Origin of the sequence: Bradyrhizobium canariense (assembly GCF_018130465.1) — a bacterium.
Classification (GTDB): Bacteria; Pseudomonadota; Alphaproteobacteria; order Rhizobiales; family Xanthobacteraceae; genus Bradyrhizobium; species Bradyrhizobium canariense_C.
Genome location: NZ_JAFCKJ010000012.1, coordinates 73740 through 97549, shown reverse-complemented (window position 1 = coordinate 97549; position 23810 = coordinate 73740). Strand labels below are relative to the sequence as shown.

Sequence of the window (23810 nt, the reverse complement as noted above, 5' to 3'; positions counted from 1 at the left end):
AGTTTTGCGCATGCCGACCTATCTGCCGTTCGACCCGAACCCGCGCCGCCCGGTCAAGGCGCCGCCGCCCAAAACCGTCGACAGCCAGTTTCACGTGCTGGGCCCCATCGACAAATATCCGGAGCGTCCCGGTGCAGCCTACCGGATGCCGACCGCGACCTGGGAAGCGGCGCTGCGCGTGCACAAGACGCTCGGCATCGAGCGCGGCATCATCGTGCAGACCACCACCTATGGCGCCGATCATGCCGTCGTGCTCGACGGTCTCGCCGCGATGGGCCCGAACTATCGCGGCTGCGCCAACGCGCTGGTGTTCGCGGAAGCGAACGACGCCTATCTCGCCAGGCTGCATGATGCAGGTGTCCGCGGCGCGCGCTTCAGCTTCCGCCAGGAACTCGGCGCCGTGCTGTCGGATGCCGATTTCGCCCGCGCCATCGCGCGCATCCGCGAGCTCGGCTGGTACGTCAAGATCCAGCCGGAGAAGGACGGCATCGTCTCCAGCGTTGCCAAGTACGAGAATCTCGACGTGCCCGTGCTGATCGACCACATGGCGCGGCCCGATCCGGAAGCCGGCAAGAACGATCCGAACCTGCGCAAGATGCTCGAGCTGCTCGGCAAGGGCAATTTCTGGGTGATGCTGTCGCTCGGCGAGAAGACCTCGAAGGCCGGCCCGCCCTACGACGACGTGATCCCGATCGCGCGGGCTTACATCGAGGCCGCCGTCGACCGCTGCGTCTGGGCCAGCGACTGGCCGCATCCGGTCTCGGTCAAGCAACCGCCCAACGACGCCGATCTGCTCGAGCTGATGTACCGCTACGCGCCCGACCAGGCGGAGCTGGAGAAGATTTTGGTGCACAATCCGGCAAAGCTGTTCGGGTTTCCGGACTAGCGCCACCCCGTCATTGCGAGGAGCGAAGCGACGAAGCAATCCAGACTTGTTTCCGCAGAGGCACTCTGGATTGCTTCGCTGCGCTCGCAATGACGGGCGTGGTCTTCGCGCTCACGCGGCCGGCTGCGAAGCCAGTCGGTCCCGCACCTCGGCCGCGATCTCGAACGAGCGCAGCCGCGCGGCGTGGTCGTAGATCTGCCCCGTCGTCATCAATTCGTCCGCGCCGGTCTCGGCGATCAGCGCCCTCAGCTTCTGCTCGACCATTTCAGGCGAGCCGACCGCCGAGCAGGACAGCGACTGGCCGACCATGGCCTTTTCGGCCGGCGACCACAGCGCATCCATGTCGCCAGTCGGCGGCGGCAGCGGGCCGGGCGTGCCGCGGCGCAGATTGATGAACTGCTGCTGCAGCGAGGAGAACATGCGCTGCGCGTCCGCGTCGCTGTCGGCGGCGAACACGTTGACCCCGACCATCGCATGGGGCTTGTCGAGCTGCGCCGATGGTTCGAAGCGCGCGCGATACTCCCGCAGCGCCGGCATCATCATTTGCGGCGCGAAGTGCGAGGCGAACGCGAACGGCAAGCCGAGCATGCCGGCGAGCTGCGCGCCAAAGGTGCTCGATCCCAGGATCCACAGCGGCACCTTCGTCCCCATGCCGGGCACGGCGCGGATCGTCTGGTTCGGCTGCACATCGCCGAGCAGCGCCTGCAATTCCAGCACGTCCTGCGGAAAATTTTCCGAGCTCGTCGCGAGATCGCGCCGCAGTGCCCGTGCGGTGTACTGGTCGGTGCCCGGCGCGCGCCCGAGCCCGAGATCGATCCGCCCGGGATAGAGCGAGGCCAGCGTGCCGAACTGCTCGGCGATGACGAGCGGCGAATGGTTCGGCAGCATGATCCCACCGGACCCGACGCGAATCGTCCGGGTGCCGCCCGCGATATGCCCGATCACCACCGACGTCGCCGCGCTGGCGATGCCCGTCATGTTGTGATGCTCGGCCAGCCAGAACCGCTTGTAGCCCCAGCGTTCGGCATGCTGCGCAAGATCGAGCGAATTGGCAAACGCCTGCGACGCGTCGCCGCCCTGGCGGATGGGAGCGAGGTCGAGCACGGAGAAGGGGATCATGGGAGGGGTACCGGAGTGGAGAGCTGACGGCTAAGAATACATGTAGTGTCGGCGCGTAGGATGGGTAGAGCGCAGCGAAACCCATCCTGTTTCGTCCATCGCGAGACTCGATGGGTTTCGCTTCGCTCGACCCATCCTACGAAGCTGTTTGAGCGGCCCGCACCTCCATTCACAACACCGTCATCGCGCCCCGTTCCACCCCTCGTCTTAACTGGGCGGCTCGCGCCTGTTGTTGTACCATTGCGGGAGCTACTGCTCCCGTTGCAGGAGGAACCGACATGACCACGGTCGTACTCAATCGCCGGAGCCTCCTCGCCGCGGGCGGCTCGACCCTCGCAACCGGGCTTTTGGCAACCGGCGTTTCCGGCCTGCTGTTGCCTGCACGCGCGGACGGCCTCGCACCGACCGAGACGATGTCGGGCGGGGCAAACAACTACCGCAAGGGCGCGGCGATCGTGGACCGCATTGGAAAGGGTGGCTTCTGGATGAGCGGCACCGTCCGCCGCGCCGGCGACGGGGTTCCGCTGGCCGGGCAGCGCATCCAGATCTGGGCGCACACGACCGAAGGTCAGGAGCACGAGCCGCAGAGCCATGGCGCCACGCTCACCGATAAGGACGGCAAGTTCCGGCTCGAGATGCCGCAGATCATTCCCATCTTCGGCCAGCCGCATGGCCACCTCGCCTATGACAGCGGTGAATTCAAAACCGTTTTCCTGCGGCCGGTGATGCGGAGCGCAAAGGAAACCAGCCTGGAAGCGCACTTCGTCCTGCAGTCGGCCTGATCGCATTGGAGATGAAGGGGTGGAGATCGGCCCGGGCGAGCCTGATCTGGGTCGCCCTTGCCTTGGCCATTGGCGTGCCGATCGCGCTCGCTGCGGGAAGCGAGCTGATCGCATGGCGAGGGCCGGTCTACATCCTCGCCGGATTCGCCGGGATCATCGGGCTCGGACTCGTGCTCGTTCAGCCCCTGCTGATCGGCGGATATCTGCCGGGATTGTCGACCTATCGCGGCCGGCGCGCCCATCACTGGATCGGCGGCGCGCTTGCTCTGGCGGTGGTGATCCACGTCGCCGGCCTCTGGGTCACCAGCCCGCCCGACATGATCGACGCTCTCACCTACACTTCACCAACGCCGTTCTCCCCCTTCGGCGTGACCGCCATGTGGGCCATCTTCACCGTCGCGGTTCTGGCCGCGCTGCGCCGGCGATTGAGGCTGCGGCTGCGCACTTGGCGCATCGTGCATATTCCCCTCGCGATCGTCATCGTCGCATGCAGCGTGGCCCATTGCCTGCTGATCGAGGGGACGATGGAGACGATCTCGAAAGCGGCGCTTTGCGCAGCTGTGCTTGCGGCAACCGTCAAGGTCGTGGCTGACCTCCGGAGAAAGCGGGCATTGCGCGGCGAGAGTGCGTAGGATGGGTAGAGCGAAGCGAAACCCATCGCACTTGGTCTGCGCACTTGGCCTGCGCGGAAGCATGATGGGTTTCGCAAGTGCTCTACCCATCCTGCGAAACTGCATCCGTGGTTGATGGCCCCGGATTACGCTTACGCTCCATCCGGGCTACGCTTGCGTTGCTTGCCGCAGATGGCGATGAAGCTTATCTTCCCGTGATGGTTGTCAGTGCCCCCGACATGAAAGCGTTCTTGCTCGCGACGCCGTTCTTCGGCGGTCTCACGGACCCAAGTCTCGACCTCTTGAGTTCGATGCTGGTCGAACGCAGCTTCGATGTCGGCGCGACCGTCGTGGCGGAAGGCGAGCCGGGGCGCTCGCTGTTCATCGTCAAATCCGGGCGGCTTGCGGTGAGCAAGCGGGCGAATTCGGGGAGCGCCATCCCGATTTCCGTTCTGCAGCCCGGCGATTTCTTCGGTGAGATGACGCTGATTGAAATGCAAAATCGTTCTGCCACGGTAGTCGCCGAGAGTCCGACCGTCCTCTACGAGTTGACCGCCCAAAAGCTCTACGCCTGCTACAAGGCCGATATCCACGCCTATGTGATCGTCCTGCAAAACATCAACCGCGAGCTATGCCGACGGCTGCGCCGCTCCGACGATCGCTTCGCCGCACAGCAGATGGGTGACGACAATTGATCGTGCGTAGGATGGGTAGAGCACTTGCGAAACCCATCATGCTTCGTCACCGCGCAAGGTCACTACACAAGTCTTCCATGGGTTTTCGCTTCGCTGTACCCATCCTGCGAACTTCCGGGCACCGTCGGCTTCGAATAGGAAAATAACATGGCTCAAGCCGGAGAAAATGGAAGATTCGGGGCGTTCAAGCACCACGCCAAGGTGCACTCCTTCAGAGTTAGCACTGCCTTGCTGACTTGGATTTTGCTCGGCGCTGCGCTCTTCTACAAGCCCGAGTGGATCCGATGGGCCCTGCGGACCGGCACGCACGGTATCGAAGCTGTCGGCGATGCGCTTCCTGGTTATTGGGGCGCTCAGGCCGAAATTGTCTTGCGTGAACTCGGTGGTTTCCTTTGGATCCAGATCACGGCCGCGATCCTGTTTGTCAGGTTCGTGTTCTGGCTGATCGGTGCGTCATGGCGCCGAGGCCGGCGGTAGATCCAGTCAGCTCGCGTAGGATGGGTAGAGCCCTTGCGAAACCCATCATGTTTCGTCACCGCACGATGTTTCGATGGGTTTCGCTTCGCTCTACCCATCCTACAAGCTGGGCGCCGGCATCGCCGATGCGGCTACAGCAATGCCATCGAGTGCAGCGAGTTTCTATGAAAGCCGAAGACAACGATGCCGGAGAGAAGCAACGCAATCCCAGTCACGATCATGCAACACGCAATCACTATTGGAGCCTCTGGTTCATCATCCACCGCAAGGACGATAATAGATAAAACTTTACCGGCAATCGAAAGGAAGAATTAACCTTACCTGCGCGGTCCAATCTCAACCCGTCGGGCAAAACACCCGCCTCCCCACAAAACCTCGTCAACCCTCCTCCGCAAAAATATTCCACTTTACCGAAATTCGGAATCGCAGTATCAATCCACCATCCCGGTCCCCGGAGAGGGGCGGTCGTCCGTCGTAACGAAGCGTGGATCGGGGTGCGGTGGACGCGGCAGCGTCGGGCACGCGAAGGCGGGACCAGGGCGAGATGAACCTCGTGAGGTCTGGCTAGCGTGCGGACGAACGGCGCCTGTGTCCGGCGAAGCCCTTGGGCGAAGCCGGATCGCTGCGTACGGCAAAATCGTGTGGTCCTGGCCGTCGTTGCTACGGTCAAGCCTTGCGGAGATGGATCGGGGCCCAACCGGGTCTCGAGGCATCGTCAATTCGCAAGGCGACGGTGACAAAAAGGAACTCGTCGCCGGGGAGAGCGCGGCATAAGCCGTCAACCCACTGCGCAGGGAAGGCCGAGTGTTCGGCTACACCTGTATGCTGCTGTGCGGTTTTTCTGCGTGTGCTTTCGCGCAGTGGACCGCGGGTGCCAGCCGGCACCCGGTCTTCCCTGCGCCCTCTTCACGGAAGAGGGTTACGGAGAGAAGCAAAACTCGGGCGTTTGATGCCGCGAGAATGCTGATCTGTGCGTGATTTGACCCAGGGAATGGTGCTGCCAGACAGGATTGAACTGTCGACCTCTCCATTACCAATGGAGTGCTCTACCACTGAGCTACGGCAGCATGTGCTGGGATCGAGAATCGGCCGCCACGAGGGGCCTACCAAGCGGGCCGATATCTGCCACAAGCCCCCCTCCTGTGCAAGCTTGCTAGCTCCGCCAAAACGATAAAATCGGGTCGATATCGGGGCCAAAATGCTCGTTTTGGTTCGAAACGGCCGACTTTCCGCGGATTCGGTTCCGATATCCCCACCCAACTGGCCAGTTGCCCCACGCGCCGGATTCGATCCATTTCGATTTTCGCACGACCGGCTCGCGCGGGCCTCTTGAGCTGCCTTATTCCTCGGGCATGTTATCGCCGATCGCTGTAATGGACCCCGATGGCTGACGAGAACGACAAGAGCGAGCGGCAGGACTCGAGACAGGACTCGAGACAGGCGAGGTCGTCCCGCGACGACCGGCTGAAATCGGCGCTGCGCGAAAATCTGAAGCGGCGGAAGGTGCAGGCGCGCGAACGCGCCGCAAGTGGCGACCCCTCGCAGAACGAAGATGATTCCCTAGATGAGGGGACCGCCGGCGAGACTGCCGACAAGACCGGTGGTTAGAAATTTCTGGAGTGCATGGACGTGGCAATGGGGCAGGACGACACGCAACGAATCGACGGTGACGCGCAGATGTCGCGGTTCACGCGCCCTGAACAGACCTTTCCGGCGCTGACCCCCGCGGAGATCGAGCGTGTCAGGCATTTCGGCGAGGTCCGCACCTACGCCGACGGCGAGCTGCTGTTCGAGACCGGCAAGCCCGGGCCGGGCATGTTCGTGGTGCTCAAGGGCCATGTCGCCATCACCCAGCGTGATGGCCTCGGCAACGTGACGCCGCTGATCGACCAGGGGCCGGGGCAATTCCTGGCCGAGCTCAGCCAGCTCTCGGGACGGCCGGCGCTGGTGGACGGCCGCGCCGAGGGCGATGTCGAAACGCTGCTGCTGCCGCCGGAGCGCCTGCGCGCGCTGCTGGTCGCAGAGGCCGAGCTCGGCGAGCGCATCATGCGCGCGCTGATCCTGCGCCGGGTCAATCTGCTCCAGGCCGGCGTCGGCGGCGTGGTGCTGATCGGTCCGTCGCATTCGGCCGGCGTGGTGCGGTTGCAGGGTTTCCTCACCCGCAACGGCCAGCCGCATCATCTGCTCGATCCCGAGCGCGACCGCGACGCCGCCGACGTCATCGCGCGTTATTCGCCCAAGCCGGAAGACTGGCCGTTGGTCGTCACCCCTGATGGTGCGGTGCTGCGCAATCCCGGAGAAACCGAGCTTGCGCGCGCGATCGGCATGATCGGCGGGCCGAAGAACGATCGCATCTACGACGTCGCGATCGTCGGCTCCGGACCGGCCGGGCTCGCCACCGCGGTGTATGCCGCGTCCGAAGGACTTTCGGTCGCGGTGCTCGACACCCGCGCCTTCGGCGGCCAGGCCGGCGCCAGCGCGCGCATCGAAAATTATCTGGGCTTTCCGACCGGCATTTCCGGTCAGGCCCTGACTGCGCGCGCGTTCAACCAGGCGCAGAAATTCGGCGCGGACATCATGATTCCCGTCACGGTGAAGTCGCTCGACTGCACGCGCAAGGATGGCGCGTTTTCTGTCGCGCTCGACGGCTGCGATTCCCTGCGCTCGCGCGCGGTGGTGGTCGCGAGCGGTGCGCGCTATCGCCGGCCGGAGATCGAGAACCTCGATAAATTCGAAGGCCGCGGCGTCTGGTACTGGGCCTCCCCGGTCGAGGCAAAGCTCTGCGCCGGCGAGGAAGTGGCGCTGGTCGGCGCCGGCAATTCGGCGGGGCAGGCCGCGGTGTTCCTGTCGGGTCATGCCAAGAAGGTGCTGATGATCATTCGCGGCGGCGGCTTAGGGGCCAGCATGTCGCGCTATCTCATCGAGCGCATCGAAGCGACCCCCAACATCGAATTGATGTTCAACACCGAGATCTCCGCGCTCGAGGGCGACGAAGCCTCGCTGCTGCGGCGCATCCGCCTGAAGAGCCGGCTGTCGAACGACGAAGAATCCGCCGACATCCGCAATCTCTTTTTGTTCGTCGGCGCCGATCCCGCCACCGGCTGGCTCGACGGCTGCGGCATCACGCTCGATCGCGGCGGCTTCGTCGTGACGGGCGCGCAGTCGGAACAGAACCAGGGCCGGCTGGTGGCGCCGCTGGAGACCTCGGTGCCCGGCGTCTATGCCGTCGGCGATGTCCGCTCCGGTTCGGTCAAGCGCGTCGGCGGCGCCATCGGCGAGGGCGCGCAGGTCGTGGCCTCCCTGCACGGCTATCTCGGCGACGCCGCAAAACCGGCGCTTTAGTCAAGGACAAGGCAAGTAAATGGCAAGTCGAATGAGGCTTGCCATTGCGCGCGTTGATGCAGACTATCCCCTCGTCCTGAGGAGCGCGGAACGCGCGTCTCGAAGGACGAAGGCCCGGAAGCAACAGCCGGGCCTGCATGGTTCGAGACGCGTGCTTCGCACGCTCCTCACCATGAGGATCTACAAACAAAACGCTTAACGGGAGGACTAAATGGCTGAAATCGTCGTGCTCTACAAGACGCCCAAGGATGCTGCGGCCTTCGACAAGTACTATGCCGAGACTCACATTCCGCTCGCCAAGAAACTTCCCGGCCTGAAGAAGTACGCCATCAGCAAGGGGCCGGTCGGCTCTCCCGCTGGGCCTTCCGGAATCCATCTCGTCGCCATTCTCACCTTTGACAGCGCGGCCGACATCCAGGCGGCATTCGCTAGCCCGGAAGGCAAGGCGACCGGCGCTGACGTGCCGAAATTCGCCAGCGGCGGCGCCGACCTGTTGATCTTCGACACCAAGGAAGTGTGAGACGCGTGCAGGGGCGCTTCGCACCTCGCGAGCGCCCCGGCCAATTCGACTCAACTTTGGTCGATGCCCTGCTGTCGTTTGTGGCGGCGCTGCAAAAAATCAGAGCATGCGTTTGTCGATTCGCACGATGACGCATGGCTGCGCGCGAATGTGTGACACCGGCGCAGGTGGCAATTCGATGAGGACCGTAATACTTATCTTTTCGAACCCGATGCGAAGAGTAGGAGAGATGTCATGGTTCTAGGGTTGAGCTTGCCCGCCTTCACGTTGGTCCATGTCACCATCAGCCTGATCGGCATCGCCGCCGGTCTCGTCGTGATGTTCGGCCTGCTCGGCTCGAAACCGATGCCGGGCCTCACCGCGATTTTCCTGCTGTTCACGATCCTCACCAGCGCCACCGGCTTCCTGTTTCCGTTCAAAGAGCTGCTGCCGTCGCACATCATCGGCATCATCTCGCTGGTGCTGCTCGCGATCGCCTGCTTCGCGCTGTACGGCATGAAGCTCAATGGCGTCTGGCGTCCGGTCTACATCGTGACCGCGATGATCTCGCTGTATTTCAACGTCTTCGTGCTGGTGATCCAGTCGTTCCTAAAGGTGCCGGCGCTCGCCGCGCTCGCACCCGCCGTGCCGCCGAATCCACCGGGAGGTCCCGTGTTCGCCGTGGTGCAGGGCCTCGTGCTGGTGTTCTTCGTGGTGCTCACCATCGGCGCCTGGCGCCGCTACAGGCCGATGGCGTTCGCCTGATCGCACGATCCTCGTCACCGCAGGACGGTGCGCGGCATCGACCTCGGACGCTCGTACGACCATCTTCCGCTTGCCGGCTCGCGCCTCGCGCGCCGGACCGATTCGCACTGAAGGAGCCATTCATGCCCACCATCACCACCAAGGACGGCGTCGAGATATTCTACAAGGACTGGGGCTCGGGCCAGCCGATCGTGTTCAGCCATGGCTGGCCGCTGTCGGCCGACGACTGGGACGCGCAGATGATGTTCTTCGTCACCCGCGGCTATCGCGTCGTCGCCCATGACCGCCGCGGCCACGGCCGCTCGTCGCAGGTCGCCGACGGCCACGACATGGATCACTATGCCGATGATCTCGCCGCCGTGACGGCGCATCTCGACCTCAAGAACGCGATCCACGTCGGCCACTCCACCGGCGGCGGCGAAGTCGTGCATTACATCGCTCGCCATGGCGAGAGCCGGGTGGCGAAGGCCGCGATCCTCTCCGCGGTGCCGCCGCTGATGCTGAAGACGGACGCCAATCCCGGCGGCCTGCCGAAGAGCGTGTTCGACGATTTCCAGGTGCAGCTCGCTGCCGGCCGCGCCAGCTTCTACCGCGACATCGCGGCCGGCCCCTTCTATGGCTACAACCGTCCCGGCGCAAAGCCGTCGGAAGCGGTGATCCAGAACTGGTGGCGCCAGGGCATGATGGGCGGCGCGAAGGCGCACTACGACGGCATCGTCGCGTTCTCGCAGACCGACTTCACCGAGGATCTGAAGAAGATCAATGTGCCGGTGCTGGTGATGCACGGCGACGACGACCAGATCGTGCCTTACGCGGACTCCGCGCCGCTGTCGGCCAAGCTTTTGAAGAACGGCACGCTGAAGACCTACAAGGGTTTCCCGCACGGCATGCCGACGACGCACGCCGAGACCATCAACGCGGACCTGCTGGCGTTCTTCAAGGGGTGAGTGGCCTCACTCCAGTATCGCCCTGATCGCGTCGAACGTGCGCTTGACGAAAGCTTCCGGCTTCTCCCGCGCCCCTTCGCCGATCCAGCTCTCGCCGCCGACGCGCATCGCGCCGGTGGCGATCATGGCGACGAGCCGCGCTTTCAGCCGGTCCGATTTGTTTCTGGCGCGCTGGGCGAGCCCTTCGGCCAGCGCCCGCTCGAGCTTCTCGTATTTGAGCTGATCGCGCGCCCGAAGCGCGGGATTGTCGCGCTTGAGCCGCGACATTGCCGCGGCCTCGGCCGGATCGATCCGCTTGAGCGCCGCCGCGATCGCGTTTTCCGCCGCGGTCAGCATGGTTTCGCCCGCTGGCCGCGCCACGACCTCCGCGACCAGCGCGGCGGCGGCGCCTTCCTGCCAGGCCGCGACCACGTCCTCCTTCGAGGCGAAATAATGGAAGAAGCTGCGGCGCGACACGTCCGCCGCGGCCGCAATGTCGTCGATGGTCGTGGCCTCGAAGCCGCGCTCCAGGAATAGTGCCATCGCCCCGCGGGTCAACCGCTCGCGGGTCTCTTGCAATTTACGCTGGCGCAGGCCGGGGCCATCGGGGGATTTTGCTCCTGCCGGCAATGGCTTGGTGCGCCTGTTGACTGATTTCCCGGCGGCCTTCGAAAGCTTCAAATCATTTCACCACTTGCAAAGTTGCACCCAGTGCACATTTAGACCCGTCGCGGGCCTTTTCCCAGCCCCGACGGAGCTATGGCATGACCGACTGGACCACGGCAGACATCCCCTCCCTCAGCGGCAAGACTGCCGTCGTGACCGGAGCGACGGGCGGCCTCGGCTACGAGACGGCGATGGCGCTGGCGGGCGCCGGTGCCATTGTCATACTCACGGGGCGCAACGACGCAAAGGGCGTGCGCGCGATCGAGGGCATTTGCGAGCGCTTTCCCCATGCGCTGATCGCCTACGAGCATCTCGACCTCGCCAGCCTCGCCTCCGTCTCCGATTTTACCAGGCGATTTGCCGCCAGCAACGAGCAGCTCGACCTGCTCGTCAACAATGCCGGCGTGATGGCGCTGCCGAAGCGGCAGCAGACGGCGGATGGTTTCGAGATGCAGCTGGGCACCAATTATCTCGGCCATTACGCCCTGACGGCGCGGCTGTTGCCGCAGCTTCGCCGGGCGAAGGCGGCTCGAATCGTCAACCTGTCGAGCCTTGCGCACCGCTCCGGCGCGATCAATTTCGACGATCTGCAAAGCAAGCATTCCTATCGTCCGTGGCGGGCCTATTGTCAGTCCAAGCTGGCGATGCTGATGTTTTCGCTGGAGTTGCAGCGCCGCAGCCTCGCCGCAGGCTGGGGCCTGACGAGCCTTGCCGCACATCCCGGCTACGCGCGGACCGATCTCATTGCGAACGGGCCGGGCACCAGGACCTTGCAGTCGCGTGTGAGCCGGTGGCTGCAGCCTTTCATCAGCCAGTCTGCCGCGGAAGGCGCGCTGCCGACCTTGTTGGCGGCGACCTTTCCGGCAGCGGAGCCCGGCGGCTATTACGGTCCGAACGGGTTCTACGAATTGAAAGGGCCACCGAGGCTGGCGAAGATCATGTCGCAGGCAAAGGATTTCGCCTCGGCAGCCATGCTGTGGGATGTCTCGGCGACGTTGACCGGTATATCCTTCGACGAGATCGCGGCCGCCGCGTGAGCCGCGAGCCTGTTGGGGACATCCCGATGCAGATCATCATCTTCGGCGCGACTGGCATGGTCGGGCAGGGCGTTTTGCGGGAGTGTCTGGTCGATGCCGGCATCGACCGCGTGCTCGTGGTCGGCCGCAGCCCGACCGGCGTCCGCAACGCCAAGCTCACGGAGATCACACACGGCGATTTCACGGACTACTCAGCGATCGAAGCGCAGCTGACCGGCTTCGATGCCTGCTTCTTCTGTCTCGGCGTCTCCTCGATCGGCATGAGCGAGGAGCGTTACCGTCATCTCACCTATGACGTCACGCTGGCAGCGGCGACCGCGCTGGCACGGCTCAATCCGCAGATGACGTTCACTTACGTCACCGGCGCCGGCACCGATTCCACCGAGCAGGGTTCGCGGATGTGGGCGCGGATCAAGGGCAAGACCGAGAACGATCTGCTCAAGCTGCCGTTCAGGGCGGCCTACATGTTCCGGCCGGGTGCGATCCAACCGCTCCACGGTGCCCGCTCCAAGACGGCGTGGGTGCAGGCCGTGTATGCCGCAACCTGGCCGCTCTGGTCGGTGCTGCGCCGGCTCTCGCCGCGGCTCGTCACCTCGACCGAGCAGGTCGGCCGCGCCATGATCCGGGTTGCGCGGGAGGGGTATCCGCGGAAGGTGCTGGAGATGGAGGATATCAATAGCCTCTAGTCCAGTGGAGCGTTAGTTCTAAGGAAATTTCGGCGCTCGCGCGTTGAGCCCTGTCCGTCCGAAGGAGAAGCGCCGTCGATGCCTCCCCCACTCAAACTGATCGCGCTCGACGCCGACGATCTCGCCGTGATCTCGGCCCATGTCCAGGACGCCCGCGTGCAGCCCTCGGACATCATCTGGCGGCAAAGCGAAAAGCGGCTGGTGGTCGGCATGAGCCGGTTGGACTGGGCGCAGACGCTGGACGGCGAGGCCGAGCCGCGCAGGCTGGTGGCCGCCCTCCGTTTCGACCGCGTGCTCGCCTGCAAGTCGCGCGACATCGATCTCGACGCGCCGGACACGATTCTGGACCTCGTCGGCATCGAATTCCACGGCCAGGACGCCCCTGGCGGGAACGCGCTGCTCCTGTTTGCCCAAGGCGGCGCCGTCCGCCTCGACGTAGAGTGCCTGGAATGCGAGCTGACTGATCTCGGGGCGGATGAGCTGGGGACGGGGTTGGAGGTTGAAGGGGAGGGGTGAGGTGGCATGCCAAGGCCACGCATTCCGTTGTCGTCCTGGCGAAAGCCAGGACCCATAACCCCAAGGCTTTGTTGTTGAAACGAGATGTGGCCCAATTCCGCCTCCTCACGCCCGCTGGTGGAAACGGGTCCTGGCTTTCGCCAGGACGACGCCGGAGGGGAACGGCTCGGCCCAAGGCTCGGCCCAAGGGTTGACGCAGCTTCCCCGCCGCGCCATTGAGCAGGGAGCCTGGTGAGCCAAACCGCGCCCCCAAAAACCAGTTAGAAGCCAAGATGCCCGTTCGTCTCGACCGCAGCAGCGCCGATTTTGACCAGCGATTCGTGGCCTTCCTCGCCGCCAAGCGCGAGGCCTCGGCCGACGTCGAGGCCGCCGCGCGAGCCATCGTCGACGACGTGGCGAAGCGGGGCGATGCGGCCCTGCTCGAGGCTACGGCAAAGTTCGACCGGTTGACGCTGGATGCATCTGGCCTGCGCGTCACCGCCGCCGAGATCGAGGTCGCGGTGAAAGCCTGCGATGCCGCGACGCTGGATGCGCTCAAGCTCGCGCGCGATCGCATCGAGACCTATCACCGCCGCCAACTGCCGAAGGACGAGCGCTTCACCGATCCGCTCGGCGTCGAGCTCGGCTGGCGCTACACCGCGATCGAATCCGCCGGCCTCTACGTGCCCGGCGGCACCGCGGCTTATCCGTCCTCGGTGCTGATGAATGCGGTGCCGGCGAAGGTCGCCGGCGTGTCGCGTCTCGTCATGGTGGTGCCCTCGCCCGACGGCAAGCTCAATCCGCTGGTGCTGGCGGCAGCTCATCTCGGCGGCGTCAGCGAGATCTACCGCGTCGGCGGCGCGCAGGCGGTGGCTGCGCTCGCACATGGCACCGCGACGATCGCGCCGGTTGCGAAAATCGTCGGACCCGGCAACGCTTATGTCGCCGCGGCAAAGCGGCTGGTGTTCGGCAAGGTCGGCATCGACATGATCGCCGGTCCCTCGGAGGTGCTTGTGATCGCCGATGACACCGGCAATGCCGACTGGATTGCCGCCGACCTGCTGGCACAGGCCGAGCACGACGCCAGCGCGCAGTCGATCCTGATTACCGATTCCGTGCGCCTTGCCGCCGATGTCGAAAAGGCCGTCGAAGCGCAGTTGAAGACGCTGCCGCGCGCCGCGATCGCCAGCGCCTCGTGGGCCGATTTCGGCGCCATCATCATGGTGAAGAACCTCAACGACGCCATTCCGCTTGCGGATGCGATTGCCGCCGAGCATCTCGAGATCATGACGCAAGATCCCGACGCGCTCGCCGCACAGATCCGCAACGCCGGCGCCGTGTTCCTCGGGCCGCATACGCCGGAGGCGATCGGCGACTATGTCGGCGGCTCCAACCATGTGCTGCCGACGGCGCGCTCGGCACGATTCTCTTCGGGGCTCTCGGTGCACGATTTCCTCAAGCGCACCTCGATCCTGAAATGCGGCCCGGATCAGCTGCGTGCGCTGGGGCCGGCCGCGATGATTCTCGGTAAAGCGGAGGGGCTAGATGCCCATTCGCGCTCGATTGGATTGCGCCTCAACCTGTCATGACCCAGCCGCCCGAACAGGACGACTCGCAAAATCGCATCGTCGGCGTCACGCTCGACGAGGACTCGATCGGCCGTTCCGGGCCCGACATCGAGCATGAGCGCGCGATCGCGATCTACGACCTGATCGAGCAGAACCTGTTCGCGCCGGAGGGCGCGGACGGGAAGGGGCCGTTCACGCTGCATATCGGCATCACCGGCAGCCGCCTGATGTTCGACATCCGCCGCGAGGACGGCACGCCCGTGGTCGCGCATCTGTTGTCGCTGACGCCGTTCCGGCGGATCGTGAAGGACTATTTCATGATCTGCGACAGCTACTACCAGGCGATCCGCACGGCGACGCCGGACAAGATCGAGGCCATCGACATGGGCCGCCGCGGCATCCATGACGAGGGATCGCGTACGCTGCAGGAGCGCTTGAAGGGCAAGGTGCGGGTGGATTTCGAGACCTCGCGCCGGCTGTTCACGCTCATTACTGTCCTTCATTGGAAGGGTTAAACGCGGATGGCTGCGCCCCCACGCGCACGCGATCCGCAATCGGTGCTGTTCGCCTGCGCCATGAACAGCGTGCGTTCGCCGATGGCCGAGAGCCTGCTGCGGCACATGTTCCCGCAAGGCCTCTATGTGAAGTCGGCCGGCGCCAGGCGCGGCGAGCTCGATCCGTTCGCGGTGTCTGTGATGGCCGAGCTCGGCCAGGACATCTCCACCCACAAGCCGCAGACCTTCGAGGAATTGGAGGACTGGGAGGGCTTGAATTTCGACCTGATCATCACGCTCTCGCCGGAGGCGCATCACAAGGCGCTGGAGCTGACCCGGACGCTTGCCGCCGACGTCGAGTACTGGCCGACGCAGGACCCCACCACCATCGAAGGCAGCCGTGACCAGAAGCTCGCCGCCTATCGCGACGTCTGCGATCAGCTCCTGATGCGCATCCGCCGGCGGTTTTCGAAGGTGGGCGCGGCGAACGGGTAGCATTCGGCGCCCGTAACACCCGCGTCACAGACTGCAGGCACACGCATCCCGTGCCCGTCGAATCAGTAAAGTCCGGGTTCCCGGGTTGTGAAATCAGCCCCCGTCCGATAGGTTCCGCGCGCAATTCACCCCCTGCTTCATCCCCCAAATCACCTGATGCTTGGCCGCCCCAAATTCGTTCTCGCCTCTGGTTCGCCGCGGCGCCTGTCGCTGCTCAACCAGGCCGGCATCGAGCCGGACGCGCTCCGGCCCGCCGACGTCGACGAGACGCCGAAGCGGGGCGAGCTGCCGCGCGCCTGTGCCAACCGGCTCGCGCGGGCCAAGGCGGATGCGGCGCTCAAATCGGTGCAGCTCGACGACGAGCTGCGCGGCGCCTTCATCCTCTCCGCCGACACGGTGGTGGCGGTCGGCCGCCGCATCCTGCCCAAGGCCAACCTCGTCGACGAGGCCGCGCAGTGCCTGCGGCTGCTGTCGGGCCGCAACCACCGCGTCTACACCGCGATCACCCTGGTGACGCCGCGCGAGGCCTTCCGCCAGCGCCTGGTCGAGACCCGCGTCCGCTTCAAGCGCCTCTCGGAGGACGACATCCAGGCCTATATCGGCTCCGGCGAATGGCGCGGCAAAGCCGGCGGCTACGCCGTGCAGGGCATCGCCGGCTCGTTCGTGGTCAAGATGGTGGGGTCCTACACCAACGTGGTCGGCCTGCCGCTCTACGAGACCACCACGCTGCTCGGCGGCGAAGGTTTCCCGATCCGCTTCGGCTGGCTCAACGCCACTGCCGTGTGAGCCGAAAAGCCGCTCCTGGACGCCTGCGCTTGCGCGAGGAACCCCTTTGGCGGCAGGCTCTTGAACTCCCTCACCCCGTATGAGCTGCGCACCCTATGGACGACCAGGTGAAAAAGCCCGCAAGCCCCCTCAAGTCCTGCCCGATCTGCGGCAAGCCGCAGTCCGAGGCTACCCGCCCGTTCTGCTCCTCACGCTGCCGCGACGTCGATCTGAACCGCTGGCTGAAGGGCTCCTACGTCGTCCCCGGCCGAGACGACGAGGCAGATGGGGAGGAATAACCCTGTTGTATCAATTGTTTAAATTCTCAAGGCGCCGCCGCGCGCCGTTCCCTCCGAGCCACCTCCCGCCTTGTGCACAGCCGGGCGGCGCCCCGCGAAGCCATCGGCGAAGCGTGGGTGGACAGGCAGCCTTCAGCCCACTATAAACCGCCCGCTCGATGGGCCTTGGCCTCTCTTGGAGCACGCCCAGGTAGCTCAGTTGGTAGAGCATGCGACTGAAAATCGCAGTGTCGGTGGTTCGATCCCGCCCCTGGGCACCATTTTGCCACCGCTGCGCTGCAATCGGCTGATTGATCAGGATTGCTACGACCGTCCCTCCCTACGCCCCGACAGCGGTGAGCATTGCCCAATTGTCCGATCAATCGGAACGGGCCGCGATCGCATTCGGCAAGCGCTCAGATCAAGTGCCAGTCGTGTACGGGGATCGCCGGCGCATGATCATGTGTTGCATCGCTTAGCCTTTGCGCGAAAGTTTCGTTGGCGAGGCTCGCTAGCAAGTTGTCTTGGTTTCCGACCCGCCAGGCATCGGCAAACAGCCCTTCGATCACCTTGGTGTTCGGATTGACCAGCCACGTGCCATTGGCAAGGCCGAAATCGTTCTTGGCGTTGCCGTCGAGATTGCCGAGCAATCCTTCGAAACTGCCGGGCCCGCGGGCGCTGCCCGCATGCACGGAAAGGTCGAGGTAGCTGCCGTGATCGGTCATCTGAACGAAGTCGAGCGGCGTCTCGATCTGGTGGGTGGTTGCGGTCGCCCGGCCTATCACCACGCCGTCGCCAAGATCGAGGCGGTCGCCGACCGCGAAGGCCACGGCATGGCCGTCGACGAGCATTGTGCTCGGCTTGGCCTCGTCGAACACGATGAGGTGGTCGCCGGCCTCGACAGCGACCGCGGTCAGATAACTCACCCCGGCGTGTCCCAGATTTTCTGCACGGCCCTCGATCTCGAATTCCGGGCCGGACGTCGCCTGGGCGACGACATAATCGCCGGTCGACTGCAGATTGAATTTGAAGCCGTCGAACGAGGTGTAATGGACGTCGCCCCAGCCGCCGCCGGTGGAGCCGGCCTTGACGGTGACGTCGACAATCCCCGTGGCCAGGCCGCCATGGCCGTCGGAAACCGTGTAGTCGAACGCCGCGGCGCCGCTATAGCCGGCATCCGGCGTAAAGGTGACGATCTGGTTGGCGGCATCGAACACCACGTCGCCGTGGGTTGCGTGACCGACGTTGATCAGGCTCAGCGTGTCGCCGTCGGGATCGGTGTCGTTGGCGAGAAGTGCGGCGGCCGATGTGACGAGCGGCGTATGTTCCTGTGCGGTGACGTGATCACCGCCCGCGGTGGGCAACCCATTGGCGGCGGCCGCAAGCGTCGTCGAGAGCTGACCCGTGTTGCCCGCAAGGTCGGTGGCCGACGCGACCAGTGTGTGATCGCCGCCGCCGTGGAGCGTGACGTTGGTGTGCCAGGTGCCGTCAGCACCCACGATCGCGGTGCCGAGCACGGACGTGCCTTCGGTGATCTGAATGGTCAGTCCGGAGTCCCCGAGCCCGGCGGTGCCGGAGATTTCGGTTGGCCTGTCCGTGATGATGGGTCCGGTTGGCGCGGCGAATGCGAGATCCGGCGCTGTGGTGTCGTAGGTGAAATCGATCTGGCCGGCGGCCGAGATGTATCCGGCGGCATTGGTCTGGGTCATGCTGACGTGATGGGCGCCTTGCGTGAGCCCTGCCGGGTCATAGGCAGCAACGACGCTTCCATCCACCGTGTAGGTGAGCGTTCCTCCGGGGGCTGCCGCCGCGACCGCGATGGTTGCGTCGCTGGTGATGTGGTCGGTGCTCGACGCGCCGGAATCGTGGGCGAGTGTCAGCGTCGGCGCCGCAGGCGTGGCGATGGAGTCGGCGAGATCGCCTTGGGCGTGGGTCTGGATCGCGATCAGTGACGCTGTATCTGGCGCGGCAAGAATCTGGCCGTTGATCGATACCAGCGCGTCCGTGACACTGTCCGCAAATTCGCCGGTCAAGCCGGCGACGGTCGCAATCTGCCGGAGCAGACCTGCATCGGTCGGATCGATGCTCGCATTGCCTGATATGACCGATGCCACGGCAGCAAAGGCGCTCGTGGCTGCCGCCATCGGAGCCATGTTCGATTGGCCCTCCAGGCCGGCGGCAATCAAGGCCACATCGGACATCACGCCTGCGCCGGCTGCGAGCAGGTTGAAACCCGACGGCTCGCCCGCCGCGGCCATGGCGACGGGGTCGATGTGAAGCAGATCGGTGCCGGACGGCAGATGAAAGACCTGCAGCACCTTGGCGAGCGGATCGGCGACGCCGCTCTCCGTCAAAACCTGCACCAATGTCGTCAGCGGCGTGATCACCGTGGCGCCGGAGGGGGCGGAAAGGAACCCTTTGAACGCCAGGCCGGTCGCAATATCGGTTCCGCCGATGGCGATGAGGGGGGCTGCTCCAGGTGCGAGGGTGAAATTGCCATGATCATCCGTCGTGGTCGCGGCTTCATGGGGGCTCAAGACATGATCGTGATTGGTATCTGCGAAGATCGTCGCGCCGGCGAGGTAGCCGTCCTCCGCCTTGCCAGAGATATCGGGCGCCGGGGGCGTGAACCGGAAGTCTGACGCCGCCAGATGGTACTGGTTCGACAGGTTGAGCTGGAAGTCCGCGATCCCATCGCCATTGGTATCGCCCTGGACGTACGTCATGCCCGTGGCATGATCCTGGCCGGTCCGCAATTCGCCTGCATGCCCTGAAAATGCAGCATCTCCGATCAAGGAGAAACTGTCCTTCGGGTCCGTTGCATCGATTGCATCGATGCCGGACAGGTCGATGATGTCGCCGGCCGAAAAGTCCGTGATGACATCGGACGCCGAGCCGGTCGCGCCGCCTCCGATATCGCTCGCGTGCGCGAAGACGAAGGTATCGTTGCCGCCACCGCCGGTCAGAGTATCCTGACCGTTCAGGCCCTCGATCCGATTGTTGCCGGTGTCACCGGTGAGGGTGTCGTCGAAATAGCTGCCTTGCAGATCTTCGATCGAGATGTAGGTGTCGCCTTTGGCATCGCCCGTGTTCAGCTCCGCGTGGGCAAGGTTGGCCGTGACCCCCTCGCTGCTGCCTTCGACCGGAGGCAGGGCCCAGCGGTAGCTCGCGGTGTCCTCGCCCTCGCGTCCGTCGAGGATATCGGCGCCTGCCTCACCCATCAGCACATTGTTGCCGGCGGTGCCGTGGAGCGCGTCGTCGTAGAAGCTGCCGCCCAGGCCTTTGATGCCGTAGAACCGATCATCGGCAGCTTCACCGGTATTTCTGGAATCGTTCTCCAAATCGACTGTCACCGCCGCACCCGCGTACCAATAGCCGACCAGATCATCGCCGCCGATACCGAAGCTGCTTGAGTGCGCGGATGTGCCGCCGATGTAGGTATCCGCGCCGCCCATGCCGTAGAACTCGTCATCGCCGAGCCCGCCGACCAGGATGTTGCTGTCGCTGTCGCCTTCCAGGATATCGTTGAACTGGCTGCCGGTGATGTTTTCGACGTCGATCGATTGGACGATCCCTTGGAAGAGGCCGGAGTAATTGGCCTCCCACAAACTGTCGTCGGATGTGGTCCAGGCGTGGCCGGTCGCATCGGGGTCGGCGGGCAAGATCCATCTTGGTCCTGCCGAGCTATCCGCGGAGTCGAGCTGAGCCCAGATCGCGCTGGCGGATTGGCTGAAGTTTTCCGTGTCGGTCCCCCCGACGCCGCCATCGATACGGTCGACGCCGCCTTGGCCGACCATGAACATATCGTCGCCACGGCCGCCATTGAGCGTATCGTTTCCGGCGCCGCCGGTCAGCACGTCGTTGCCGGCATTTCCGTCCAGGGTGTCACCAAGCGCATCGGCGGTTAGCGTGTCACCTAAGCGGCTGCCGTAAACATGTTCGATACCGCTGAGGTGGTCGCCCTCGGCGTCGCCCCCGAGGCCAATGCCTGTTGCAAGATTGACGTTCACCGCCGAGGAGTCCCAGTAGCTTGCGGTGTCGTATCCATTACCGCCGATGAGAACGTCAGCGCCGGCGCCACCGGTCAATGTGTCATCGCCGGCGCCGCCATCGAGATGGTCGTTGCCAAAACCGCCATCCAGCGTGTCGTTGCCTGCACGGCCGCGCAGCGAGTCGTCGCCTCGGCCACCATTGAGTGTATCGTTTCCGGCGCCGCCGAGCAGCACGTCGCTGCCGGCATTTCCGTCCAGCGTGTCACCAAGGGAATCGGCGATCAGCTGGTCGTCCAAGCGGCTGCCGTCAATATGTTCGATGCCGCTGAGGTGGTCGCCCTCGGCGTCACCCCCGAGGCCAATGCCGGTTGCCAGATTGACGTTCACCCCCAAGGAGTCCCAGTAGCTTACGGTGTCGTGTCCATCACCACCGATGAGAACGTCGGCCCCGGCGCCACCTGTCAATGTGTCGTCGCCGGCGCCACCATCGAGATTGTCGTTGCCGGCACCGCCATCCAGCGTGTCATTGCCTTCATAGCCGCGCAGCGTGTCGTCGCCCCGCATGCCCTGGAGATGGTTGTCGGCCTCGTTGCCGCCCAGCGTGTCGCCGCCGTCGCCGCCGATGACGTTCTCTATCAGGTGCAGGTGAAAATCGTCGGTCGTGCCCCAGCCGCCAGAGTATTCGCGACCCGCAATACGATAATGTCCATTCTCCAGGTCGATGATCGAGGCGGTCGAAACGGCGGCCGCGTTGATGGTGTCGATGCCGCCATCCCTGTCAAACAAAACAAATCCGTGGGTGGAATCATTGCCGAGCGTGCCGAACTCGTCGGTGAAGACGTAGGTGTCATTGGTCGTGTTGGCGCTGCCAAAGATGTTGAGCCTGGCATTGGTGATGTCGCCGGTGTAGCCGATGTTGTGGTCAATGATGGAGACGGTCCAGGTTCCAGCGCTCAGTTCGCCCGCGAACTGGTTGCTGGTCATGGTCCATCCGCTGGTCGGGAAGGCGATAGGATTAACGTTGCCGTGGACGATGGCGGCTTGATAGTCGGCGTTGTCGACTTGATCCAGCATGACGCTGCGCGTCCCGTCGGGCGAGGTCAACACGATCGTCAGATCGCTCACATTCGCATGACTGCTGGTGAGGGTGAGCGTCAGGTCCTCGATCTTGATATCGTCGGCGATATTGATGGAAAACCGCGTAATTCCTTCCTCGCTGCGGACGACGCCGCCGGCGTTGACTACGTAACTGGCGTCGGCGATGTGCAGCGGCTGAAGAAAAAATCCCACCGCAAGGGCCTGATTGGAAGAGACGGATTGCTCGGTCCAGGTTTCGGCGAGGCTAACCGCCGCCTTGGCATCCACGGTGCCGAACCCGTAATCGTTCGAGAAGTGAAGTCCACCGCCGTTCCATTCGTCGGCGCCATTATTGGTCCAAATATATTTTTCGGACCCCGTCGGGGCTGCGTTGATGGCGCTTCCCGTATGGCGAGCGGTCAAGGCGAGAATATCGCGCACGTCACGCCAGCCGAGATCGGGATTGGCCTGCAGCATGAGCGCAACGACACCCGCCACCTCGGGGGTGGCAGCAGACGTTCCCGTGAAAAGCGCGTAGTCGCCATCAACGAGGCCGCCCGAGGGATTGTTATTGTAGCCGTTCCAGCCAAGCAGATCGGTGGAAAGGACGCCGTCCCTGGTTCCGATGACGTGCGGCTTCCCATCGGGTGCGGTGCCCGTTCCATTTCTTTGGTCATTGTCGGTGGTGCCGCCCAGACCGCTGAACGCCGAAACCAGCAGAGCGGCGCCTGGTGTGCTGTAATCGAGCACGTTGCCATTGTGATCTACGGCACCCACTGTAATGACCCGCGGGTCGCTGTTGAAATTCTCAGCATTGACATCTGTAGCAAGGAACGGCTGGACTCCGTGCTTGGTCTCGTTCACGTCACGGACATATTCGGACCCGCCCTCGCGATCGTTGCCGGCGCCGGCAACGATGATGGTGCCAAGGCCGCCGCGCCCGATCGTCACGGCCGTGAAGACCGCCCCTGCGATCTGCGGGAGGTGGTTGTAGTTCAGCCCGAAAGCGTGCCTGTCCGTCCAACTATTGCTCGTAACATCGAAGTTCTTGAAATAGGTGAGGAGGCCGTAATTGGCCTGCCCACCGACATCAAAAGCAACGCCGGTAATTTTCGCATCATAGGCGATGCCTGTCGCACCCACACCGTCGTTTGCGGCAGCGATGATTCCCGCGACTTGTGTGCCATGGGCGTTCTCGGAGTTCCCGAGTTCCGCCACGGTCGGTGAATAACTGGGAATATTCGTCCCGGGTATGCCGGTTATATTGGCCTGAAGGTCGGGGTGGTTACCTTGAACGCCTGTGTCGAAGATGCCGACATGCACGCCCTTGCCGGTATACTCCGGCCAGACGGGCTTGACGTTGAGGTCCTGGCCCGGCGTGCCGAGAGTTTGCCCAACATTCTGAAGATACCAGTCGCCTTGCAGAAGTGGGGCGAGAATGGGAGGCGGTGGGAAGATGACCAGCTGATTGGGATTGAAGTTTGAGGAAAGCTGATCGGGAGCGGCATCCGAAGCAGGCTGAATCGGATCGGCAATCGAAGAATTGAGATTCGGCGTGGGCCCTAGGTTGCCGAGCACGGGATCGGAAAAAGAAAACTGCAGATCGTAAAATGGGGTGTCCAGATCGAAAAACGGGAAGCGCGCCGAACCTTTGTAAGCCATTTATCTCATCTCCAAAGACTGTCTTGATCTAAAATTCACGCAGTAGTTGCAGATCGATTCATTCTTGTGTTGGGCCGAGCACGCAAATCGCCTGCTCGATCGTCGGCACGCGCTTCCGTCCGATGCGACGAAGCAGAAGCATTCAATTTGAAATGAGTGGTGGCCGCCTCCACCGTTCGGTTGAGTCCGGTCCGCTTTGGGCAATGGTTGCCTCCGTCGCTGGTCACGAAACAGAGAGGCCGCACTTGCGCGGCGCGGTTCCATGCCCTGTCATTTCGCCGGCGGCGTCGGAGATGGAGGAAACGCTCGGCGCAAGAGCAGCCCAACTCTTCCTTAGCGACGCATCATGCGATGCGTCGGACCCGACCCTCGACTCGCAGGTCGTGCGCCTCAAGGAGTTCCGAATGATGCGTTTCACAGGCGATCGATGGGAGGCGTTCGGACCGATCGTCGCGGATTGATCGGCTGGCCGGCAACGCGGCACAAGAACCAC

General features: G+C 64.0%; 21 protein-coding genes and 2 tRNA genes. 19 read left to right on the top strand and 4 right to left on the bottom strand.

Going from position 1 to position 23810, the window contains the following annotated elements; all coding sequences use genetic code 11:
• The first annotated feature begins 10 nt into the window (after positions 1 to 10).
• Positions 11 to 886: an amidohydrolase family protein gene (locus JQ591_RS26895; RefSeq protein ID WP_211399023.1), complete on the top strand. Its 876-nt coding sequence runs from the start codon at positions 11 to 13 to the stop codon at positions 884 to 886.
• Positions 887 to 997: 111 nt separating this feature from the next.
• Here the strand turns inward: JQ591_RS26895 and JQ591_RS26890 are convergent, their stop codons facing one another.
• Positions 998 to 2005, bottom strand: coding sequence for an LLM class flavin-dependent oxidoreductase (locus tag JQ591_RS26890; protein WP_211399022.1), 1008 nt, complete (start codon positions 2003 to 2005; stop codon positions 998 to 1000).
• A gap of 278 nt (positions 2006 to 2283) precedes the next feature.
• On the opposite strand from JQ591_RS26890, the gene JQ591_RS26885 reads away from it, so the two are divergent.
• The 4 genes from JQ591_RS26885 (at position 2284) to JQ591_RS26870 (ending at position 4570) form a co-directional block, all read left to right on the top strand.
• Positions 2284 to 2787: a Twin-arginine translocation pathway signal gene (locus JQ591_RS26885; RefSeq protein ID WP_211399021.1), complete on the top strand. Its 504-nt coding sequence runs from the start codon at positions 2284 to 2286 to the stop codon at positions 2785 to 2787.
• A gap of 11 nt (positions 2788 to 2798) precedes the next feature.
• On the top strand, positions 2799 to 3419 hold the full coding sequence (locus JQ591_RS26880; protein WP_211399020.1) for a ferric reductase-like transmembrane domain-containing protein: 621 nt from the start codon (positions 2799 to 2801) through the stop codon (positions 3417 to 3419).
• Positions 3420 to 3616: 197 nt separating this feature from the next.
• Entirely contained in the window at positions 3617 to 4093 is a 477-nt protein-coding gene (locus tag JQ591_RS26875) for a Crp/Fnr family transcriptional regulator (protein WP_211399130.1), read from the top strand.
• 147 nt (positions 4094 to 4240) lie between these two features.
• Entirely contained in the window at positions 4241 to 4570 is a 330-nt protein-coding gene (locus tag JQ591_RS26870; protein ID WP_211399019.1) for a hypothetical protein, read from the top strand.
• A gap of 992 nt (positions 4571 to 5562) precedes the next feature.
• On the opposite strand, the gene JQ591_RS26865 is transcribed toward JQ591_RS26870, so the two are convergent.
• Positions 5563 to 5637 (bottom strand) — tRNA-Thr (locus tag JQ591_RS26865).
• 316 nt (positions 5638 to 5953) lie between these two features.
• Here JQ591_RS26865 and JQ591_RS26860 point away from each other — a divergent pair.
• The 5 genes from JQ591_RS26860 (at position 5954) to JQ591_RS26840 (ending at position 10123) form a co-directional block, all read left to right on the top strand.
• Positions 5954 to 6178, top strand: coding sequence for a hypothetical protein (locus JQ591_RS26860; RefSeq protein WP_211399018.1), 225 nt, complete (start codon positions 5954 to 5956; stop codon positions 6176 to 6178).
• 27 nt (positions 6179 to 6205) lie between these two features.
• Positions 6206 to 7912, top strand: coding sequence for an FAD-dependent oxidoreductase (locus JQ591_RS26855; protein WP_211399129.1), 1707 nt, complete (start codon positions 6206 to 6208; stop codon positions 7910 to 7912).
• A 211-nt stretch (positions 7913 to 8123) separates the two neighbouring features.
• On the top strand, positions 8124 to 8432 hold the full coding sequence (locus JQ591_RS26850; RefSeq protein ID WP_211399017.1) for an EthD family reductase: 309 nt from the start codon (positions 8124 to 8126) through the stop codon (positions 8430 to 8432).
• 234 nt (positions 8433 to 8666) lie between these two features.
• Positions 8667 to 9176 carry a hypothetical protein gene (locus JQ591_RS26845; RefSeq protein ID WP_211399016.1) on the top strand — a complete coding sequence of 170 codons (510 nt, stop codon included), beginning with the start codon at positions 8667 to 8669 and terminating at the stop codon, positions 9174 to 9176.
• A gap of 122 nt (positions 9177 to 9298) precedes the next feature.
• Positions 9299 to 10123 (top strand): alpha/beta fold hydrolase, encoded by an 825-nt coding sequence (locus tag JQ591_RS26840; protein WP_211399015.1) that lies wholly within the window; start codon positions 9299 to 9301, stop codon positions 10121 to 10123.
• 6 nt (positions 10124 to 10129) lie between these two features.
• On the opposite strand, the gene JQ591_RS26835 is transcribed toward JQ591_RS26840, so the two are convergent.
• Complete coding sequence (locus tag JQ591_RS26835; protein ID WP_211399014.1) at positions 10130 to 10783, bottom strand: TetR/AcrR family transcriptional regulator; 654 nt, start codon at positions 10781 to 10783, stop codon at positions 10130 to 10132.
• 83 nt (positions 10784 to 10866) lie between these two features.
• Between JQ591_RS26835 and JQ591_RS26830 the strand changes: the two genes are divergently transcribed.
• From JQ591_RS26830 to JQ591_RS26790, 9 genes are all read left to right on the top strand, one after another.
• Complete coding sequence (locus JQ591_RS26830) at positions 10867 to 11805, top strand: SDR family oxidoreductase (RefSeq protein WP_211399013.1); 939 nt, start codon at positions 10867 to 10869, stop codon at positions 11803 to 11805.
• Between the two features lie 26 nt (positions 11806 to 11831).
• Complete coding sequence (locus tag JQ591_RS26825; protein ID WP_211399012.1) at positions 11832 to 12491, top strand: NAD(P)H-binding protein; 660 nt, start codon at positions 11832 to 11834, stop codon at positions 12489 to 12491.
• A gap of 78 nt (positions 12492 to 12569) precedes the next feature.
• Positions 12570 to 13007 (top strand): DUF2948 family protein, encoded by a 438-nt coding sequence (locus JQ591_RS26820; protein WP_211399011.1) that lies wholly within the window; start codon positions 12570 to 12572, stop codon positions 13005 to 13007.
• Between the two features lie 272 nt (positions 13008 to 13279).
• Entirely contained in the window at positions 13280 to 14575 is a 1296-nt protein-coding gene (hisD, locus tag JQ591_RS26815) for a histidinol dehydrogenase (RefSeq protein WP_211399010.1), read from the top strand.
• Positions 14572 to 15069, top strand: a complete 498-nt coding sequence (locus JQ591_RS26810; RefSeq protein ID WP_007615473.1) for a UPF0262 family protein — start codon at positions 14572 to 14574, stop codon at positions 15067 to 15069. Before hisD ends, JQ591_RS26810 begins: the two co-directional genes overlap by 4 nt.
• Before the next feature lie 6 nt (positions 15070 to 15075).
• A complete protein-coding gene (locus JQ591_RS26805; protein WP_211399009.1) occupies positions 15076 to 15543 on the top strand; it encodes a low molecular weight phosphatase family protein in 468 nt (155 codons plus the stop codon).
• A 156-nt stretch (positions 15544 to 15699) separates the two neighbouring features.
• Positions 15700 to 16329, top strand: coding sequence for a Maf-like protein (locus tag JQ591_RS26800; protein WP_007597557.1), 630 nt, complete (start codon positions 15700 to 15702; stop codon positions 16327 to 16329).
• 95 nt (positions 16330 to 16424) lie between these two features.
• Entirely contained in the window at positions 16425 to 16607 is a 183-nt protein-coding gene (gene yacG / locus JQ591_RS26795) for a DNA gyrase inhibitor YacG (RefSeq protein ID WP_211399008.1), read from the top strand.
• A gap of 184 nt (positions 16608 to 16791) precedes the next feature.
• A tRNA-Phe gene (locus JQ591_RS26790) sits at positions 16792 to 16867 on the top strand.
• A gap of 135 nt (positions 16868 to 17002) precedes the next feature.
• Here the strand turns inward: JQ591_RS26790 and JQ591_RS35600 are convergent.
• On the bottom strand, positions 17003 to 23317 hold the full coding sequence (locus JQ591_RS35600; protein ID WP_211399007.1) for a S8 family serine peptidase: 6315 nt from the start codon (positions 23315 to 23317) through the stop codon (positions 17003 to 17005).
• Between the last annotated feature and the right edge of the window lie 493 nt (positions 23318 to 23810).

Excerpts from the sequence above, each read along its gene's own strand:
- JQ591_RS26895 (WP_211399023.1), top strand. The coding sequence starts at position 11 with ATGCCGACCTATCTGCCGTTCGACCCGAACCCGCGCCGCCCGGTCAAG.
- JQ591_RS26890 (WP_211399022.1), bottom strand. The coding sequence starts at position 2,005 with ATGATCCCCTTCTCCGTGCTCGACCTCGCTCCCATCCGCCAGGGCGGC.
- JQ591_RS26885 (WP_211399021.1), top strand. The coding sequence starts at position 2,284 with ATGACCACGGTCGTACTCAATCGCCGGAGCCTCCTCGCCGCGGGCGGC.
- JQ591_RS26880 (WP_211399020.1), top strand. The coding sequence starts at position 2,799 with ATGAAGGGGTGGAGATCGGCCCGGGCGAGCCTGATCTGGGTCGCCCTT.
- JQ591_RS26875 (WP_211399130.1), top strand. The coding sequence starts at position 3,617 with ATGGTTGTCAGTGCCCCCGACATGAAAGCGTTCTTGCTCGCGACGCCG.
- JQ591_RS26870 (WP_211399019.1), top strand. The coding sequence starts at position 4,241 with ATGGCTCAAGCCGGAGAAAATGGAAGATTCGGGGCGTTCAAGCACCAC.
- JQ591_RS26860 (WP_211399018.1), top strand. The coding sequence starts at position 5,954 with ATGGCTGACGAGAACGACAAGAGCGAGCGGCAGGACTCGAGACAGGAC.
- JQ591_RS26855 (WP_211399129.1), top strand. The coding sequence starts at position 6,206 with ATGGGGCAGGACGACACGCAACGAATCGACGGTGACGCGCAGATGTCG.
- JQ591_RS26850 (WP_211399017.1), top strand. The coding sequence starts at position 8,124 with ATGGCTGAAATCGTCGTGCTCTACAAGACGCCCAAGGATGCTGCGGCC.
- JQ591_RS26845 (WP_211399016.1), top strand. The coding sequence starts at position 8,667 with ATGGTTCTAGGGTTGAGCTTGCCCGCCTTCACGTTGGTCCATGTCACC.
- JQ591_RS26840 (WP_211399015.1), top strand. The coding sequence starts at position 9,299 with ATGCCCACCATCACCACCAAGGACGGCGTCGAGATATTCTACAAGGAC.
- JQ591_RS26830 (WP_211399013.1), top strand. The coding sequence starts at position 10,867 with ATGACCGACTGGACCACGGCAGACATCCCCTCCCTCAGCGGCAAGACT.
- JQ591_RS26825 (WP_211399012.1), top strand. The coding sequence starts at position 11,832 with ATGCAGATCATCATCTTCGGCGCGACTGGCATGGTCGGGCAGGGCGTT.
- JQ591_RS26820 (WP_211399011.1), top strand. The coding sequence starts at position 12,570 with ATGCCTCCCCCACTCAAACTGATCGCGCTCGACGCCGACGATCTCGCC.
- hisD (WP_211399010.1), top strand. The coding sequence starts at position 13,280 with ATGCCCGTTCGTCTCGACCGCAGCAGCGCCGATTTTGACCAGCGATTC.
- JQ591_RS26810 (WP_007615473.1), top strand. The coding sequence starts at position 14,572 with ATGACCCAGCCGCCCGAACAGGACGACTCGCAAAATCGCATCGTCGGC.
- JQ591_RS26805 (WP_211399009.1), top strand. The coding sequence starts at position 15,076 with ATGGCTGCGCCCCCACGCGCACGCGATCCGCAATCGGTGCTGTTCGCC.
- JQ591_RS26800 (WP_007597557.1), top strand. The coding sequence starts at position 15,700 with ATGCTTGGCCGCCCCAAATTCGTTCTCGCCTCTGGTTCGCCGCGGCGC.
- yacG (WP_211399008.1), top strand. The coding sequence starts at position 16,425 with ATGGACGACCAGGTGAAAAAGCCCGCAAGCCCCCTCAAGTCCTGCCCG.
- JQ591_RS35600 (WP_211399007.1), bottom strand. The coding sequence starts at position 23,317 with ATGGCTTACAAAGGTTCGGCGCGCTTCCCGTTTTTCGATCTGGACACC.